Below are 14114 nucleotides of genomic sequence, written 5' to 3'. Positions count from 1 at the left end.
GGTGGCTTTTCACACCTACGCAGAAGCGCTTCGCGACGCCGCGGAGCGCTTTCGCGCATCTGGAGTTCCCAGCCCCGAGTGGGATGCCCGTTTGTTGGCCGCCGAGCTCATCGGCTGCGGGCACATGGACATCGACCTTGACGCAGCTCCCATCCCGGGCTTCGACATCGCGTATGAGCGCTGGGTGGCGCGCCGTGCTGCGCGCGAGCCGCTGCAACACATCCTCGGTACTGCGTGGTTTGGCCCGCTTGAGCTCGAGGTCGGACCAGGCGTGTTCATCCCGCGCCCCGAGACTGAAGTCCTGGCGGATTGGGGAGTGCGCATGCTTCGCGACGTCGCTAAGCACACAGCTCCTACAGCTCTTACAGTTCCCGCGTCGCCTCCGCGTGTCGTCGACCTGTGTACCGGTAGCGGCGCGCTGGCCGGCTACGTCAAGCACGAAATGCCGGAAGCCGAGGTGTACGCGGTCGAGCTCTCCGATGAGGCGTTTTCCTATGCGCAGCGCAACCTCTCCCGCGTGGCCGGCGAGGGGCTGCGGCTTGTCCAGGGCGACGCGACTGCGCCTGCGACCTTGCGCAAGCTCGACGGCAGCGTCGACCTCGTGCTCACCAACCCGCCCTATGTGCCGGAAACCCCAGATCTCGAGCCCGAGGTCTACCACGACCCACACATGGCAGTCTTTGGTGGGGAGGACGGTATGGCTATAATCAACCGCCTCGTCCCGCGCATCGCGGAGCTGCTCAAGCCCGGCGGGAGAGTGGGCATCGAGCACGACGACGCCACCAGCGCTGCAGTGCAGGCTGTGCTCCACGCTGATGGACGGTTCACCGATATCGCCGTGCTGCGGGATCTGACAGGCATCGCCCGTTTCGTTACGGCGCGCAAAGTGTAAGCGCCTACTCCGCAGGAGTACAGTAGGTTGGTCTGTAAACATGAAGTGAGGAAAGCATGCAGGGAAAGATTTATAACTGCGCCGACCAAGCAGAGCGCGAAGAGGGAATGGCACTCGCAGTAAAGGCTGCGAAGTCGGGCCGTCTGGTTGTGATGCCAACTGACACTCTTTACGGCCTGGGCTGCGATGCGTTCGACAACGACGCCGTGGCAAGCCTGCTGGCCACCAAACATCGCGGTCCTGACATGCCGGTCCCAGTACTAGTGGGATCGTGGGACACAATCCGCGGCCTAGTTTCCAGCTATACCGACACCGCACGTACCTTGGTCGAGGCTTTCTGGCCGGGCGGCCTGTCCATCGTGGTGCCACAGGCGCCGTCTCTGCCCTGGAACCTCGGCGATACCCGCGGCACCGTGATGCTGCGTATGCCGCTGCACCCGATCGCGATTGAACTGTTGCGCGAGGTAGGCCCCATGGCTGTGTCTTCCGCAAACATTTCCGGTCAGACCCCGCCGACCACCGCCCTTGAGGCAAAGCAACAGCTGGGTAAAGCCGTGACCGTTTACCTCGATGGCGGCGAGACCGCAATTGGAAAGCCCTCCACCATCATCGACCTCTCCGGGGAGCGTCCGTACCTGCTGCGCGAGGGTGCGCTGTCCGCGGAGGAAATCGCTGCGGTTATTGGTGTGACCGCAGAGTCTCTGCGCACCCGTCCTGGCGCCTAGGCGCTGAGGCGTAGTAGTGCCTAGGCGCTGAGGCGCAGTAGCAAAGACAAGAACCCGAGCGAAAAGGAGAGTGTGTGGGCGGAACTGGAGTACCGCTGCGCGAGATAGCCCTCGTTATTCTCGTCGCAGCGACCTTTACCTATCTTGCCACTGGCTTAGTTCGGAGCTTTTTGGTCCGCACTGGCCGAGTGGCAGAAATTCGCTTGCGAGATTCGCATTCTCAACCCACCCCGCAGATGGGCGGCGTGGCGATGTTTACCGGGTTTGCGGCCGCGGTATTCATTGCGGGTCAGTTTCCAGCATTGACTCGCGGCTTTATGCCCGTTACCCCGGAGATGAACGCGGTCTTATGGGCGGCGCTGGCCATAGTGCTTGTGGGTGTCATCGACGATCTTGTTGAGCTCAGTGCGGTAGTCAAACTAGTGGGCCAATTACTGGCCGCTGGAATCATGAGCGGCCTCGGTCTGACGTGGACGTTGCTCTTCATCCCGCTGGGGGATGGAACTACGGTTCTTCTCGACCAAATCCAGGGCACGCTCTTGACTACATTCTTTACGGTGCTGCTGATTAACGCTATGAACTTCGTGGATGGCCTTGACGGTCTCGCCGCCGGCCTAGGCCTTATTGCAGGCGCCGCGATCCTGGTCTTCTCCCTGACCGTCTTGCATGATCAAGGTGGTGCGGTCTCCGCATATCCGCCCGCAATCATCGCGGCAGCGCTGGTGGGTATATGTGCCGGATTCCTGCCCCACAACTTTGAGCCTTCTCGTATCTTCATGGGGGACAGTGGATCGATGCTCATTGGCCTGCTGCTGGCGGCGGCTTCGACGTCTGCCTCGGGCAAGATCAATATGTCCTTGTACGGTACTGTCGACATGGTGGCTCTCGCTTCGCCGTTCATCGTCGTGGCCGCTGCTGTATTTATTCCAGTCCTGGACCTTGTCTGGGCGGTTATTCGCCGACTCTCACAGGGGCGTTCGCCTTTCTCTGCGGACAAAGCGCACATCCACCACCGCCTCTTGTCCTTGGGTCATACTCACCGCCGAACCGTACTCGTCCTCTATTTGTGGGTATCCGCTGTAGCTTTTGGGGCCGTGTCTTTTTCCATAGTCCCGCCGGTTCTCGCAACGACTATTACGGTGCTGGCTTTGCTCTTTGCCTTCGGCGTCACGCTCATCCCACTTCGCCAGGGCAAGCTCGGACGCGCCAAGCCTGGCGCCACAGTAGTAGCCCATACGGATCCTTCATAGACGCGGGCGTGATGTAGGCTTTTTGCCTATGACTAACAACGCCGCGAATGATGCGCCGATTAACAAGGTTGAAGACTTTGATGATCCAGTTTTGCCGCTCAAGCGTGCCTTAAACTTCGGCTCGATGGCACTGGTAGCGATAACTATCTTGTCCCTGGCTGTCTGGGGTAGTATGCGCGGACTACCCGGCATTTGGGGCGTCGTAATTGGCGCCGGCATCGGCGGCGGTTTCGTACTGCTGACTGTGGTGTCTGTGCTCGCTGCATCCAAGACTTCGCCGACCAATACCATCATCGTGGTGATGGGCAGCTGGCTGGTGAAGATCTTGGTCCTCATTATCATCTTGGCCGTGATCCGCGACCTTGAGTTTTACGACAAGATGGCCATGTTCGTGACCGTAGTCCTGGCGCTCTTGGCGACTCTCGGCACAGAGGCATGGGGCGTAGTCAGTGCCCGCGTATCTTACGTGCATTAAATTCTCGCGCTAACCCATTTTTGCCGAACTTATCGGCCTGTACCCCGTGGTGGGTGGACATTCGTTGTCTGCTTGCCCGGGGTGGCTTATGTTTTGCGCCATATAACCCGAATGTGGGGCAGGTACCTTCCTTGGGGGAACGTGTGAAAAGTGTGTAAATTCCACCCCCGGGGTGGTGCATATTTCCTGTGTGTGACAAAGGCCATAAAAGATCTTTTGCCTAGTCATAAGCCTTAAAAGTGGGAAATAGCGAAGCGGGGCGGGGTGGTGTCATTTCGGCTCCACCCTGCTACACGTCTCAAACGCGCTGAACTGATATTATTTCGTGCGGGTTACCGCGGAACCGAAATATTTTCCTTGCTAGCTGCGAGGTCATTGAAATTTCGGCTCCCGCGCGGTCAATCCCTGTCACTTCTTCGAAGATGTGCGACGGAGTCCGAAGTCGTGACAGAGAGCTTGAGACGTCCATCGCACCGTCCGCAATATCCAATTGCGGCGGCCCTAACACGGGAGAGAACGCTGAGCGTTACAACATTGGCCATGAAAGGGCACTTCCACGCGCCTGATCTGGGTGAAGAATTCTTCCCGGGGCAAGTAGATGCTGACCATCTGTTCTTCGGCGACTTTGCCGACGGATGGTTCGCGCTTGATCGCCTAATGCTGGTGCGCATCTTGATGACGCTGGTATTGGTGGTTCTTTTCATGTTGGCCTTTAAGAACCCCAAGTTGGTTCCAAAGGGTCTGCAGAATGTCGGCGAGCATGCGGTCGATTTTGTCCGCATCTACATCGCCGAAGACATCTTGGGTAAGAAGGAGGCGAAGCGATTCCTCCCGGTTATCGCGACGATCTTCTTCGCAGTCCTGTTTATGAACGTACCGACCATCATCCCGGGACTTAACGTCTCGCCGAATGGTCGTATCGGTATGCCTATCGTTCTTGCAGCGGTTTCGTACATCGCAATGATTTACGCCGGTGCAAAGCGCTACGGTTTCGGCAAGTTTGTTAAGTCCTCGGTGGTTATTCCTAACCTTCCGCCGGTCCTGCACTTGCTCGTTGTGCCGATCGAGTTCTTCTCGACCTTCATTCTGCGACCAGTTACCCTCGCCATTCGTCTCATGGCGAACTTCTTGGCTGGACACATCATTCTGGTCCTCCTGTTCTCTGCTTCGAACTTCTTCTTCTGGCAGCTGAACGGTTGGACGGCACTGTCTGGTTTGACCATTGTTCTGGGACTTGCATTCAGCTTGTTCGAGCTCCTGGTCATCTTCCTGCAGGCCTACATCTTTGCCCTTCTGACGGCGGTGTACATCGAACTGTCCCTCCACGCGGATTCGCACTAAGGACGAGGTCGACGAGCGCGACCGAGAAAAATCTCAACTTCACAGAAACTATCTCCCTGTCCGTAAGAATGCGGACAGGACATACGAAAGGGAACGACTTTCACCATGAACGAAATCATTCTTGCACAGGATGCTGCCGCTAACCTCGACAGCTTGAAGGCTGTTGGCTACGGCCTCGCCGCAATCGGCCCTGGTATCGGTATCGGCATCGTTGCCGGTAAGACCGTTGAGGCTATGGCTCGCCAGCCTGAAATGGCCGGCCAGCTGCGTACCACCATGTTCCTTGGTATCGCCTTCACCGAGGCTCTTGCACTTATCGGCCTCGTTGCAGGCTTCCTGTTCTAAAAAGTTCGCGTTTTCCTAAACCAACCTTTTAAGACTGGAGACCACATGAACAACGTCTTTTATACGCTTGCGGCGGGGGAGGAGAACCCGGGTTCCGGCAGCTTCTCCGTCCTTCTGCCCAAGAACTATGACATTTTCTGGTCTTTGATCTGTTTCGTTGTCATCTTGTGGCTGTTCTGGAAGTTCGTTCTTCCGGCATACAACAAGATGCTCCAGGAGCGCGAGGACCGAATCGAGGGTGGCATGAAGCGTGCTGAGGCTCAGCAGGCTGAAGCTAAGGCTGCTCTCGAGAAGTACAACGCACAGCTTGCTGACGCACGTGCAGAAGCTGCAGAGATCCGTGAGCAGGCGCGCGAGCGCGGCAAGCAGATCGAGGCTGAGGCTAAGACCCAGGCCGAGGAAGAATCCCGCCGCATTGTCGCCTCTGGCGAGAAGCAGCTGCAGGCTTCCCGTGCACAGGTCATCTCCGAGCTGCGTTCCGAAATCGGACAGAACTCCATCAACTTGGCTGAGAAGCTGCTCGGCGGCGAGCTTTCGTCCGCTACCAAGCAGTCCTCCACGATTGACAACTTCCTGTCCGAGCTCGATTCTGTGGCACCGGCCGGAAAGTAGGCAACTATGAAGGCAGCTAGCCGCGAAGCTCTCGCGAGCGTTGAATTCAAGCTGGATCAGTTTCTGGCTTCGGACAACGCTGTTGCGAGCGCTGCACAGGCAGGTCTCGACCTCTTCGAGGTCGTCGATGTCCTTGATACAGACCGCGAACTGCGCGTTGCGCTAACCGACGCCGCCGTTCCGGCCGACACCCGCAAGTCTCTGGTGCAGAACCTCTTCGGCTCCAAGATTGCTCCGATCGCCGCTCAGGTCATCGAAGCAGCTGCAGCCGAGCAGTGGTCCTCCACTCGTGACTTGGTCAAGGGTCTCGTATCCCTTGGTCGCCGCGCACTCCTGCGTGGTGCTGAGGCTCAGGGCCAGTTGGGCCAGGTGGAAGACGAGCTCTTCCGTCTGTCCAGCATCCTGAAGAACGAGGCAGAGCTGACCCAGTTGCTTTCCGATCGAACTGCTACGTCCGCACGTAAGCGCGGATTGCTGGCAAGCGTGCTCTACGGCAAGGTAACGATGTTCTCTGAGGCGCTTGCGCTCCAGGCCATCGGCCGCCCTGAGCAGAACCCCATCGATGATGTCGCCGCTCTGGCCGACTACGCAGCGCAGCTGCAGGGTCGCACCATTGCACGCGTCACCACCGCGGGTGAGCTGAATGATAGCCAGCGTGCAGCACTCGCTGAGAAGCTGGGCAAAATTTATGGTCGTGCGATGTCCATTCACTCTGAGGTTGACACCAGCCTCCTCGGTGGTATGGCCATCCGCGTCGGCGATGAAGTTATCGACGGTTCCACGGCAGGCAAGATTGCCCGCCTGCGTGCCAAGATGGCTTAGCCGAAACGACAGAAATGATTAAGTAATTGCTGGAAGATACTACCGAGAGCAGGAAGAACATGGCGGAGCTGACGATCTCCTCCGATGAGATTCGTAGCGCGATTGCGAACTACACCTCGAGCTACTCCGCGGAGGCCTCCCGTGAGGAGGTCGGCGTGGTCATTTCGGCAGCTGACGGTATTGCGCAGGTTTCGGGCCTGCCATCCGTTATGGCGAATGAGCTGCTCGAGTTCCCAGGCGGCGTTATCGGCGTCGCACAGAACCTCGACACCAACTCCATCGGTGTCGTTGTCCTGGGCAACTTCGAGTCCCTCACCGAGGGCGACGAGGTCAAGAGGACTGGCGAAGTCCTTTCCATCCCCGTGGGCGAGGAATTCCTCGGCCGCGTTATCAACCCACTGGGCCAGCCGATCGACGGCCTGGGCCCAATCGCCGCTGAAGAGGACCGCGTCCTCGAGTTGCAGGCACCGTCCGTGCTGCAGCGTCAGCCGGTTGAAGAGCCGATGCAGACCGGCATCAAGGCTATTGACGCAATGACCCCGATTGGTCGTGGTCAGCGTCAGTTGGTCATTGGTGACCGTAAGACTGGTAAGACCGCAGTCTGCATCGACACCATCCTGAACCAGAAGGCTAATTGGGAGTCTGGCGACAAGGATAAGCAGGTACGTTGTATCTACGTCGCTATCGGCCAGAAGGGCTCCACCATTGCTGGAGTCCGCCACACCCTGGAGCAGCACGGCGCACTGGAGTACACCACCATCGTGGCTGCTCCGGCTTCCGACGCTGCCGGCTTCAAGTGGCTCGCCCCGTTCTCCGGTGCGGCCCTGGGTCAGCACTGGATGTACCAGGGCAACCACGTCCTGGTTATTTACGATGATCTCACCAAGCAGGCTGAGGCCTACCGTGCGATTTCCCTTCTGCTGCGCCGTCCGCCGGGCCGCGAGGCATACCCGGGCGACGTTTTCTACCTCCACTCCCGTCTGCTGGAGCGTGCTGCAAAGCTCTCCGACGACATGGGCGCAGGTTCTATGACCGCACTGCCGATCATCGAGACCAAGGCAAACGACGTTTCCGCATTCATCCCGACCAACGTTATTTCCATTACCGACGGCCAGGTCTTCCTGGAGTCCGACCTGTTCAACCAGGGCGTCCGTCCGGCAATTAACGTCGGTGTGTCCGTCTCCCGTGTGGGTGGCGCTGCGCAGACCAAGGGCATGAAGAAGGTCGCCGGTAACCTGCGTCTTGAGCTTGCTGCTTACCGTGACCTGCAGGCATTCGCTGCCTTCGCTTCCGACCTCGACCCGGCCTCCAAGGCACAGCTCGAGCGCGGTGAGCGTCTGGTCGAGCTGCTCAAGCAGGCAGAGTCCTCCCCGCAGCCTGTCGAGTTCCAGATGGTTTCCATCTACTTGGCAGACCAGGGCATCTTCGACGTCGTTCCCGTCGAGGATGTACGTCGCTTCGAAGCTGAAGTTCACGAGTACCTGCACTCCAACACCCCACAGGTGTTCGAGCAGATCGCTGGTGGCCAGGCTCTGTCCGACGAGTCCAAGGATGCGCTCGTTAAGGCTGCAAAGGAATTCACCCCAACCTTCCGTACCTCCGAGGGCCACAACATTGGCTCCGAGGCACCGGTTGAGCCGCTCGACGCGGCTGAGGTGAAGAAGACCGAGCTCAACGTCTCCCGCAAGACGGCTAACTAGAGTCCGCACAGCTCTAAGAATCAACCGTCTAGATAAAAGAAGGGAGGAGCGAACACCATGGCTAATCTTCGTGAACTGCGTGACCGCATCAGGTCCGTTAATTCCACCAAGAAGATCACCAAGGCACAGGAGCTCATTGCTACCTCGCGCATTACCAAGGCACAGGCAAGGGTTGAGGCATCACTGCCTTACGCACACGAGCTTGCGAATGTTATGAACAGGCTCGCAGCGGCCAGCTCGCTGGATCACCCCATGCTTCGTGAACGTGAAGATGGCAAGGTCGCCGCTATTCTCGTGGTCTCTTCTGACCGCGGTATGTGCGGTGGCTACAACAACAACATCTTCAAGAAGGCAGCCGAGCTTGAAGCACTGCTCAAGAAGCAGGGCTACGAGACCGTCCGCTACGTCACGGGTAATAAAGGCGTTGGCTTCTACAAGTTCCGTGAAGCTGACGTTGCAGGCAGCTGGGCTGGTTTCTCCCAGGATCCGTCCTGGGAAACCACCCACGATGTCCGTCGTCACATGATTGACGGATTCATTGCAGGTTCGAAGGGGACCGCTAAGTACCGCGAAGGCATCAACACCGAGGGCGAGGCCATCCGTGGCTTCGACCAGGTCCACGTTGTGTATACCGAGTTTGAGTCCATGCTGACTCAGACCGCGCGTGCCCAGCAGTTGCTGCCAGTGGTTCCGGTCATCGAGGACGAGGAATTCCACCTCGGCGAGTCCGCGCTTTCCGACGCCGAGCCCGCTGATCAGGTCACCCCTGATTACGAGTTCGAGCCGGATGCGGACACGTTGATGGAGAGTCTGCTCCCGCAGTATGTCTCTCGCATCCTCTTCGCGATGTTCTTGGAGGCTTCCGCTTCCGAGTCCGCCGCTCGCCGTACCGCAATGAAGTCTGCTACTGACAACGCTACCGAGCTGGTCAAGAACCTCTCGCGCGTGGCCAACCAGGCTCGTCAGGCACAGATTACCCAGGAAATTACAGAGATCGTCGGTGGCGCTGGTGCGCTCGCCGAAAGCGCAGAAAGTGACTAGATTATGACTTCAGCTCTGCAAGAGCAGAACACACAGTCGTCGGCTGTTGCCGGCCGTGTGGTGCGCGTCATCGGTCCGGTCGTCGACGTGGAGTTCCCGCGTGGCGGACTGCCGGCACTGTACAACGCACTGACCGTCGAGATTACTCTCGAGGCTGTTGCAAAGACCGTCACCCTCGAGGTCGCTCAGCACCTCGGTGACAACCTCGTCCGTACCGTTTCCATGGCACCGACCGACGGCCTCGTCCGCGGCGCTACCGTGACCGATACTGGCAAGCCAATCTCCGTTCCAGTCGGCGATGTGGTCAAGGGCCACGTCTTCAACGCACTGGGCGACTGCCTCGACCAGCCTGGTCTGGGCCGCGACGGCGAGCAGTGGGGCATCCACCGCGAGCCGCCAGCATTCGACCAGCTCGAGGGCAAGACCGAAATCCTGGAGACCGGTATTAAGGTTATCGACCTCCTGACCCCGTACGTGAAGGGCGGCAAGATCGGCCTCTTCGGCGGTGCAGGTGTTGGTAAGACCGTTCTTATCCAGGAGATGATTACTCGTATCGCACGCGAGTTCTCCGGTACTTCCGTCTTCGCCGGCGTCGGCGAGCGTACCCGTGAGGGCACCGACCTCTTCCTCGAAATGGAAGAGATGGGCGTTCTCCAGGACACCGCCCTCGTGTTCGGCCAGATGGATGAGCCGCCAGGAGTCCGTATGCGCGTGGCTCTGTCCGGCCTGACCATGGCGGAGTACTTCCGCGATGTGCAGAACCAGGACGTGCTGCTGTTCATCGACAACATCTTCCGTTTCACCCAGGCAGGTTCTGAGGTTTCGACCCTGCTGGGCCGTATGCCTTCCGCCGTTGGCTACCAGCCAACCCTGGCTGACGAGATGGGTGTCCTGCAGGAGCGCATTACCTCCACGAAGGGCAAGTCGATTACCTCTCTGCAGGCCGTTTACGTTCCTGCGGATGACTACACCGACCCGGCTCCGGCCACCACCTTCGCCCACCTCGATGCAACCACCGAGTTGGACCGTGGTATTGCTTCCAAGGGTATTTACCCGGCTGTGAACCCGCTGACTTCTACCTCTCGTATTCTGGAGCCGTCCATCGTGGGCGAGCACCACTACGAAGTTGCACAGCGTGTTATTCACATCCTGCAGAAGAACAAGGAACTCCAGGACATCATCGCCATCCTTGGTATGGACGAGCTGTCTGAGGAGGACAAGGTCACCGTTCAGCGTGCACGTCGTATTGAGCGCTTCCTGGGCCAGAACTTCTTCGTCGCAGAGAAGTTCACCGGCCTGCCAGGCTCCTACGTCCCGCTGACCGAGACCATCGACGCTTTCGAGCGCATCTGCAACGGCGAGTTCGATCACTACCCAGAGCAGGCCTTCAACGGCCTGGGTGGCTTGGACGACGTCGAGGCTGCGTACAAGAAGCTCACCGAGAAGTAGGGAGTGGCACATGGCTGACATCACCGCTGAATTGGTATCCGTCGAGCGCATGCTGTGGTCTGGACAGGCCACGCTGGTTACGGCTGAGACCACCGAGGGTGAGATCGGCGTGCTTCCTGGTCACGAGCCATTGGTCGGCCAGCTGGCCGAGAACGGCGTCGTGACCATCCACCCAGTGGACGGCGAGCGCCTCGTCGCCGCTGTCCAGGGTGGCTTCCTCTCCGTGTCCAGGGACAAGATCACTGTCCTCGCCAACTGGGCCACTTGGTCCACCGAAGTTGATGAGGCACAGGCTTCCGAAGACCAGAAGTCTGACGAAGCTCTCGTCCACAACCGCGGTGCAGCCGCACAGCGTGCTGTGCGCCGCGCCAACAAGGGCTAGGAGAGTAACGGGCAGCAAAGCCCTTCCGCTCTCGAAGCGCTCCATTTCCTCCACACGAGGAGACGGAGCGCTTTTTCGATCTCGCCATTCATTAGCTCGATTAGTGGCATTTGATGCAACTAAAGCGCTAGAATTCATTCATCAGCTACGGTTGCCTAGCAGTAAGGAGCACCTGAATATGAATTCATCAGTAATTGGTTTGTTCCTTATTGCGGTGGGGCTCATTGTGCTGGCCTGTTTGTTTCTCGCCGCACGCCGTTTCTTTATGCTGCGTGAGCGCGGGACCTCAGTACTGCTGCGTTCCTTGCCGGCTAAGGATTCCCACACTTGGCGCCATGGTGTGATGCGCTACAACGGCGAGTACGTTGAATACTTCAAGCTTCGCTCCGTTTCACTGCAAGCAGACCTGCGCTTTAATCGCCTCGACGTCGAACTAATTGGCACGCGCCCATTGGACGATGACGAGGCCGCTTTCATGTCTGAGGGGCAATCAGTGCTGCATTTCTCCTTTGGCGGGCAGGAGTATGAGATCGCCTCGGATTCGCACGGCATAATGGGCCTTACGGCTTGGATTGAGGCTGCCCCATCGAAGCGTCAGGAGAGGCTGGATTACCGTCAGCTTCGGCAGCGGGCGACCCGCTTTGCTAAAGAACAGTAGCCAACCTATAGGGTAGAGGGCATGCGTTTAGTCATCGCCCGTTGCTCAGTAGATTATGTTGGCCGCTTGGATGCTCACCTGCCCATGGCGGACCGCCTTGTGCTAGTTAAGGCCGATGGCTCCGTGTCCATTCATGCCGACGACCGCGCCTACAAGCCGCTCAACTGGATGACCCCACCCTGCACGCTCGAAGAGTCCGCTATCACCGACATTGACGGCGAGGACACCGGCGAGCAACTGTGGCTCGTAGAAAACCCCAAAGGTGAGCAGCTGCGCATAACAATCGCAGAGATTCATCAGGACATCTCCGTGGAGCTGGGCGAAGACCCCGGCTTGGTCAAAGACGGAGTCGAGGCTCACCTGCAGGAGCTCCTTGCTGAGCACATCGACACACTCGGTGAGAATTATTCGCTGGTCCGTCGCGAATATCCCACCGCGATTGGCCCAGTAGACATCATGGCCAAGGACCAAGACAACAAGTTCGTGGCCGTCGAGGTCAAGCGGCGCGGCGGTATCGACGGCGTCGAACAGCTCACCCGCTACCTTGAGTTGCTCAACCGCGATGAACTTCTTGCTCCTGTGCAGGGCGTGTTCGCCGCCCAAGAGATTAAGCCGCAGGCGCGCACACTCGCCGAAGACCGCGGTATCCGCTGTGTCATCCTGGACTACCAGGACCTCCGCGGGATTGAATCGAACGAACTGCGGTTGTTCTAGTGCCACGTCGCAACCGCCGTAATCGCCCTGAACTGCGTCCTCTTCCTAAGGACGGATCCACCTTCTTCGGTTCCCAGACAGTCGAGGGCCCTAAATGGACCCACGGCGAACCTTTCATTATGCGCCACATTGGCAGCGCCGCCGCCACGAAGTTTTATATCTGTCCGGGATGTAATCAAAACATCCCGCCACGCGTGGCTCATATCGTGGCCTGGCCTCGCGATACCGGTGGTAGGGAAGAGGACCGTAGGCACTGGCACCGGCACTGTTGGGAGCGTAGGTAGGATAGCGGGCATGATTGTTGCATTTTCTGTAGCGCCAACCGTCGTTGGCGATGAAACCGCAGAGATGTCCGCGGCCGTAGCCGAGGCAGTGCGCGTCGTTCGCGCTTCCGGGCTCCCCAATGAAACAAATGCCATGTTCACCCTCGTGGAGGGAGAATGGGACGAGGTCTTCGCGGTCATCAAGGAGGCAACCGACGCCGTGCGCCAGGTTTCTCCCCGTACGTCCTTGGTCATCAAGGCCGATATCCGCGAAGGCGTGACCGGGCAACTCACACAAAAAGTAGACTCTGTTAATCGTCGTCTGGAGGAAAAGAAGTGACCGGACCTTACGTAGGCGGTGCCCTCGACCTGGGTGCCTTGAAGCAGAAGGCAGAAGCGCCTAACGATGCCCCCGCAGGCATCGCGGCTTTCTTCGAGGTCACCGAGGAGAACTTCGAAGCAGAATTAATCCGCCGCTCCGCTGAGGTGCCTGTCATTGCACTCATCGGTTCCCCGCGCTCACCTGCTTCCGAGCAGCTCAAAGCTGATCTCAAGTCCCTGGCGGAGGCCGGTAACTTAAGCTTCATCGTCGGCTACATCAACGCCGACGTGGTGCCCCAGGTGGCTCAGGTCTTCGGTATCCAGAACCTGCCGACCACCGTTGCCATCGCTGCGGGCCAGCCCGTCACCAACTTCGAGGGAGCCCAGCCCAAGGATGCCCTTGAGCAGTGGACCGGCACCCTCGTTGAGAAGCTCGGCCCGCAGCTGCGCGGCTTAAGCGGTGGGGAAGCACAAGAGGAATCTGAGGCGCCGGATTCCCGCCTGCACGTCGCTGAGGAAGCCTTGAATCGCGGCGACTTCGATGCCGCTATCGCCCAGTATGACGAAATCCTGGCTTCTGAACCCGACAACGTGGAGATCAAACAGGCGCGCAACACCACGGTGCTGCTCAAGCGCCTCGACCCTGCCAATCGCAGTGAGGATCCAGTGGCGGCAGCGGACGCGGAACCGCAGGACGTCGCCAAGCAGCTCGATGCAGCCGACGCCGAGGTAGTCGCCGGCACTCCCGAAAAGGCGTTTGACCGCCTGATTGAGGGTATGAAACGTACCGCGGGTGACGAGAAGCAAACACTCAAGGACCGTCTGCTGGAGCTGTTTGGACTCTTCGAGTCTTCGGACCCGCGTGTACTTAAGGCGCGCACCCAACTCGCCAGCGCCCTGTACTAGGCAGGGGCAAGGGGTAGACAGCGCTCCTGCTTACCCCCATTCTGAAAAGTCCGATTCTCCCATTTTTCTGGACTTGGGGGACTGGCTATTAACCCCGGCTATGGCCCGGGGTCATTTTTCGTATACCCCCAGCGCAGGGCCAATTTCTAGATCCCAATAGGTGCGGTTTAATATCGCCTACATTAAGAATGCTGAGTGAGCCGTAGCACTTTGTTGGG

The 14114-nt window shown here is 58.8% G+C and carries 17 protein-coding genes; all 17 read left to right on the top strand.

Going from position 1 to position 14114, the window contains the following annotated elements; all coding sequences use genetic code 11:
- Position 1 precedes the first annotated feature (1 nt).
- A complete protein-coding gene (gene prmC / locus I6I72_RS01470; RefSeq protein ID WP_049146398.1) occupies positions 2-892 on the top strand; it encodes a peptide chain release factor N(5)-glutamine methyltransferase in 891 nt (296 codons plus the stop codon).
- Positions 893-948: 56 nt separating this feature from the next.
- Positions 949-1617 (top strand): L-threonylcarbamoyladenylate synthase, encoded by a 669-nt coding sequence (locus tag I6I72_RS01465; protein ID WP_049062702.1) that lies wholly within the window; start codon positions 949-951, stop codon positions 1615-1617.
- Between the two features lie 74 nt (positions 1618-1691).
- The gene (locus tag I6I72_RS01460; RefSeq protein WP_034657597.1) at positions 1692-2867 is read left to right on the top strand and encodes an MraY family glycosyltransferase; all 1176 of its coding nucleotides are present in this window, start codon (positions 1692-1694) and stop codon (positions 2865-2867) included.
- A 28-nt stretch (positions 2868-2895) separates the two neighbouring features.
- Positions 2896-3342 (top strand): hypothetical protein, encoded by a 447-nt coding sequence (locus I6I72_RS01455; protein WP_049062703.1) that lies wholly within the window; start codon positions 2896-2898, stop codon positions 3340-3342.
- Between the two features lie 540 nt (positions 3343-3882).
- Complete coding sequence (atpB, locus tag I6I72_RS01450; protein WP_005532051.1) at positions 3883-4683, top strand: F0F1 ATP synthase subunit A; 801 nt, start codon at positions 3883-3885, stop codon at positions 4681-4683.
- Between the two features lie 105 nt (positions 4684-4788).
- Positions 4789-5028, top strand: a complete 240-nt coding sequence (locus I6I72_RS01445; protein ID WP_005532052.1) for an ATP synthase F0 subunit C — start codon at positions 4789-4791, stop codon at positions 5026-5028.
- 45 nt (positions 5029-5073) lie between these two features.
- Positions 5074-5640 (top strand): F0F1 ATP synthase subunit B, encoded by a 567-nt coding sequence (locus I6I72_RS01440; RefSeq protein ID WP_049062704.1) that lies wholly within the window; start codon positions 5074-5076, stop codon positions 5638-5640.
- 6 nt (positions 5641-5646) lie between these two features.
- The gene (locus tag I6I72_RS01435; protein WP_005532054.1) at positions 5647-6462 is read left to right on the top strand and encodes a F0F1 ATP synthase subunit delta; all 816 of its coding nucleotides are present in this window, start codon (positions 5647-5649) and stop codon (positions 6460-6462) included.
- Between the two features lie 59 nt (positions 6463-6521).
- On the top strand, positions 6522-8162 hold the full coding sequence (atpA, locus tag I6I72_RS01430) for a F0F1 ATP synthase subunit alpha (RefSeq protein WP_046645538.1): 1641 nt from the start codon (positions 6522-6524) through the stop codon (positions 8160-8162).
- Positions 8163-8219: 57 nt separating this feature from the next.
- Positions 8220-9203, top strand: a complete 984-nt coding sequence (locus I6I72_RS01425) for a F0F1 ATP synthase subunit gamma (RefSeq protein WP_049062706.1) — start codon at positions 8220-8222, stop codon at positions 9201-9203.
- Positions 9204-9206: 3 nt separating this feature from the next.
- Positions 9207-10652, top strand: a complete 1446-nt coding sequence (gene atpD / locus I6I72_RS01420; RefSeq protein WP_005532061.1) for a F0F1 ATP synthase subunit beta — start codon at positions 9207-9209, stop codon at positions 10650-10652.
- A gap of 10 nt (positions 10653-10662) precedes the next feature.
- The gene (locus I6I72_RS01415) at positions 10663-11034 is read left to right on the top strand and encodes a F0F1 ATP synthase subunit epsilon (protein ID WP_005532062.1); all 372 of its coding nucleotides are present in this window, start codon (positions 10663-10665) and stop codon (positions 11032-11034) included.
- 178 nt (positions 11035-11212) lie between these two features.
- Positions 11213-11692: a DUF2550 domain-containing protein gene (locus tag I6I72_RS01410; protein WP_201807327.1), complete on the top strand. Its 480-nt coding sequence runs from the start codon at positions 11213-11215 to the stop codon at positions 11690-11692.
- Positions 11693-11713: 21 nt separating this feature from the next.
- Positions 11714-12406 (top strand): endonuclease NucS, encoded by a 693-nt coding sequence (gene nucS, locus I6I72_RS01405; RefSeq protein WP_046645542.1) that lies wholly within the window; start codon positions 11714-11716, stop codon positions 12404-12406.
- Entirely contained in the window at positions 12406-12690 is a 285-nt protein-coding gene (locus tag I6I72_RS13570; protein WP_080970039.1) for a hypothetical protein, read from the top strand. Before nucS ends, I6I72_RS13570 begins: the two co-directional genes overlap by 1 nt.
- 10 nt (positions 12691-12700) lie before the next feature.
- The gene (locus I6I72_RS01400; RefSeq protein WP_046645543.1) at positions 12701-13009 is read left to right on the top strand and encodes an MTH1187 family thiamine-binding protein; all 309 of its coding nucleotides are present in this window, start codon (positions 12701-12703) and stop codon (positions 13007-13009) included.
- Positions 13006-13896 carry a tetratricopeptide repeat protein gene (locus tag I6I72_RS01395; protein ID WP_201807324.1) on the top strand — a complete coding sequence of 297 codons (891 nt, stop codon included), beginning with the start codon at positions 13006-13008 and terminating at the stop codon, positions 13894-13896. Before I6I72_RS01400 ends, I6I72_RS01395 begins: the two co-directional genes overlap by 4 nt.
- Positions 13897-14114 lie beyond the last annotated feature (218 nt).

The organism is Corynebacterium striatum (genome assembly GCF_016728105.1).
Classification (GTDB): Bacteria; Actinomycetota; Actinomycetes; order Mycobacteriales; family Mycobacteriaceae; genus Corynebacterium; species Corynebacterium striatum.
The sequence above is the reverse complement of the archived record's forward strand: the minus strand, read 5'-3'. Positions and strand labels throughout refer to the sequence as shown.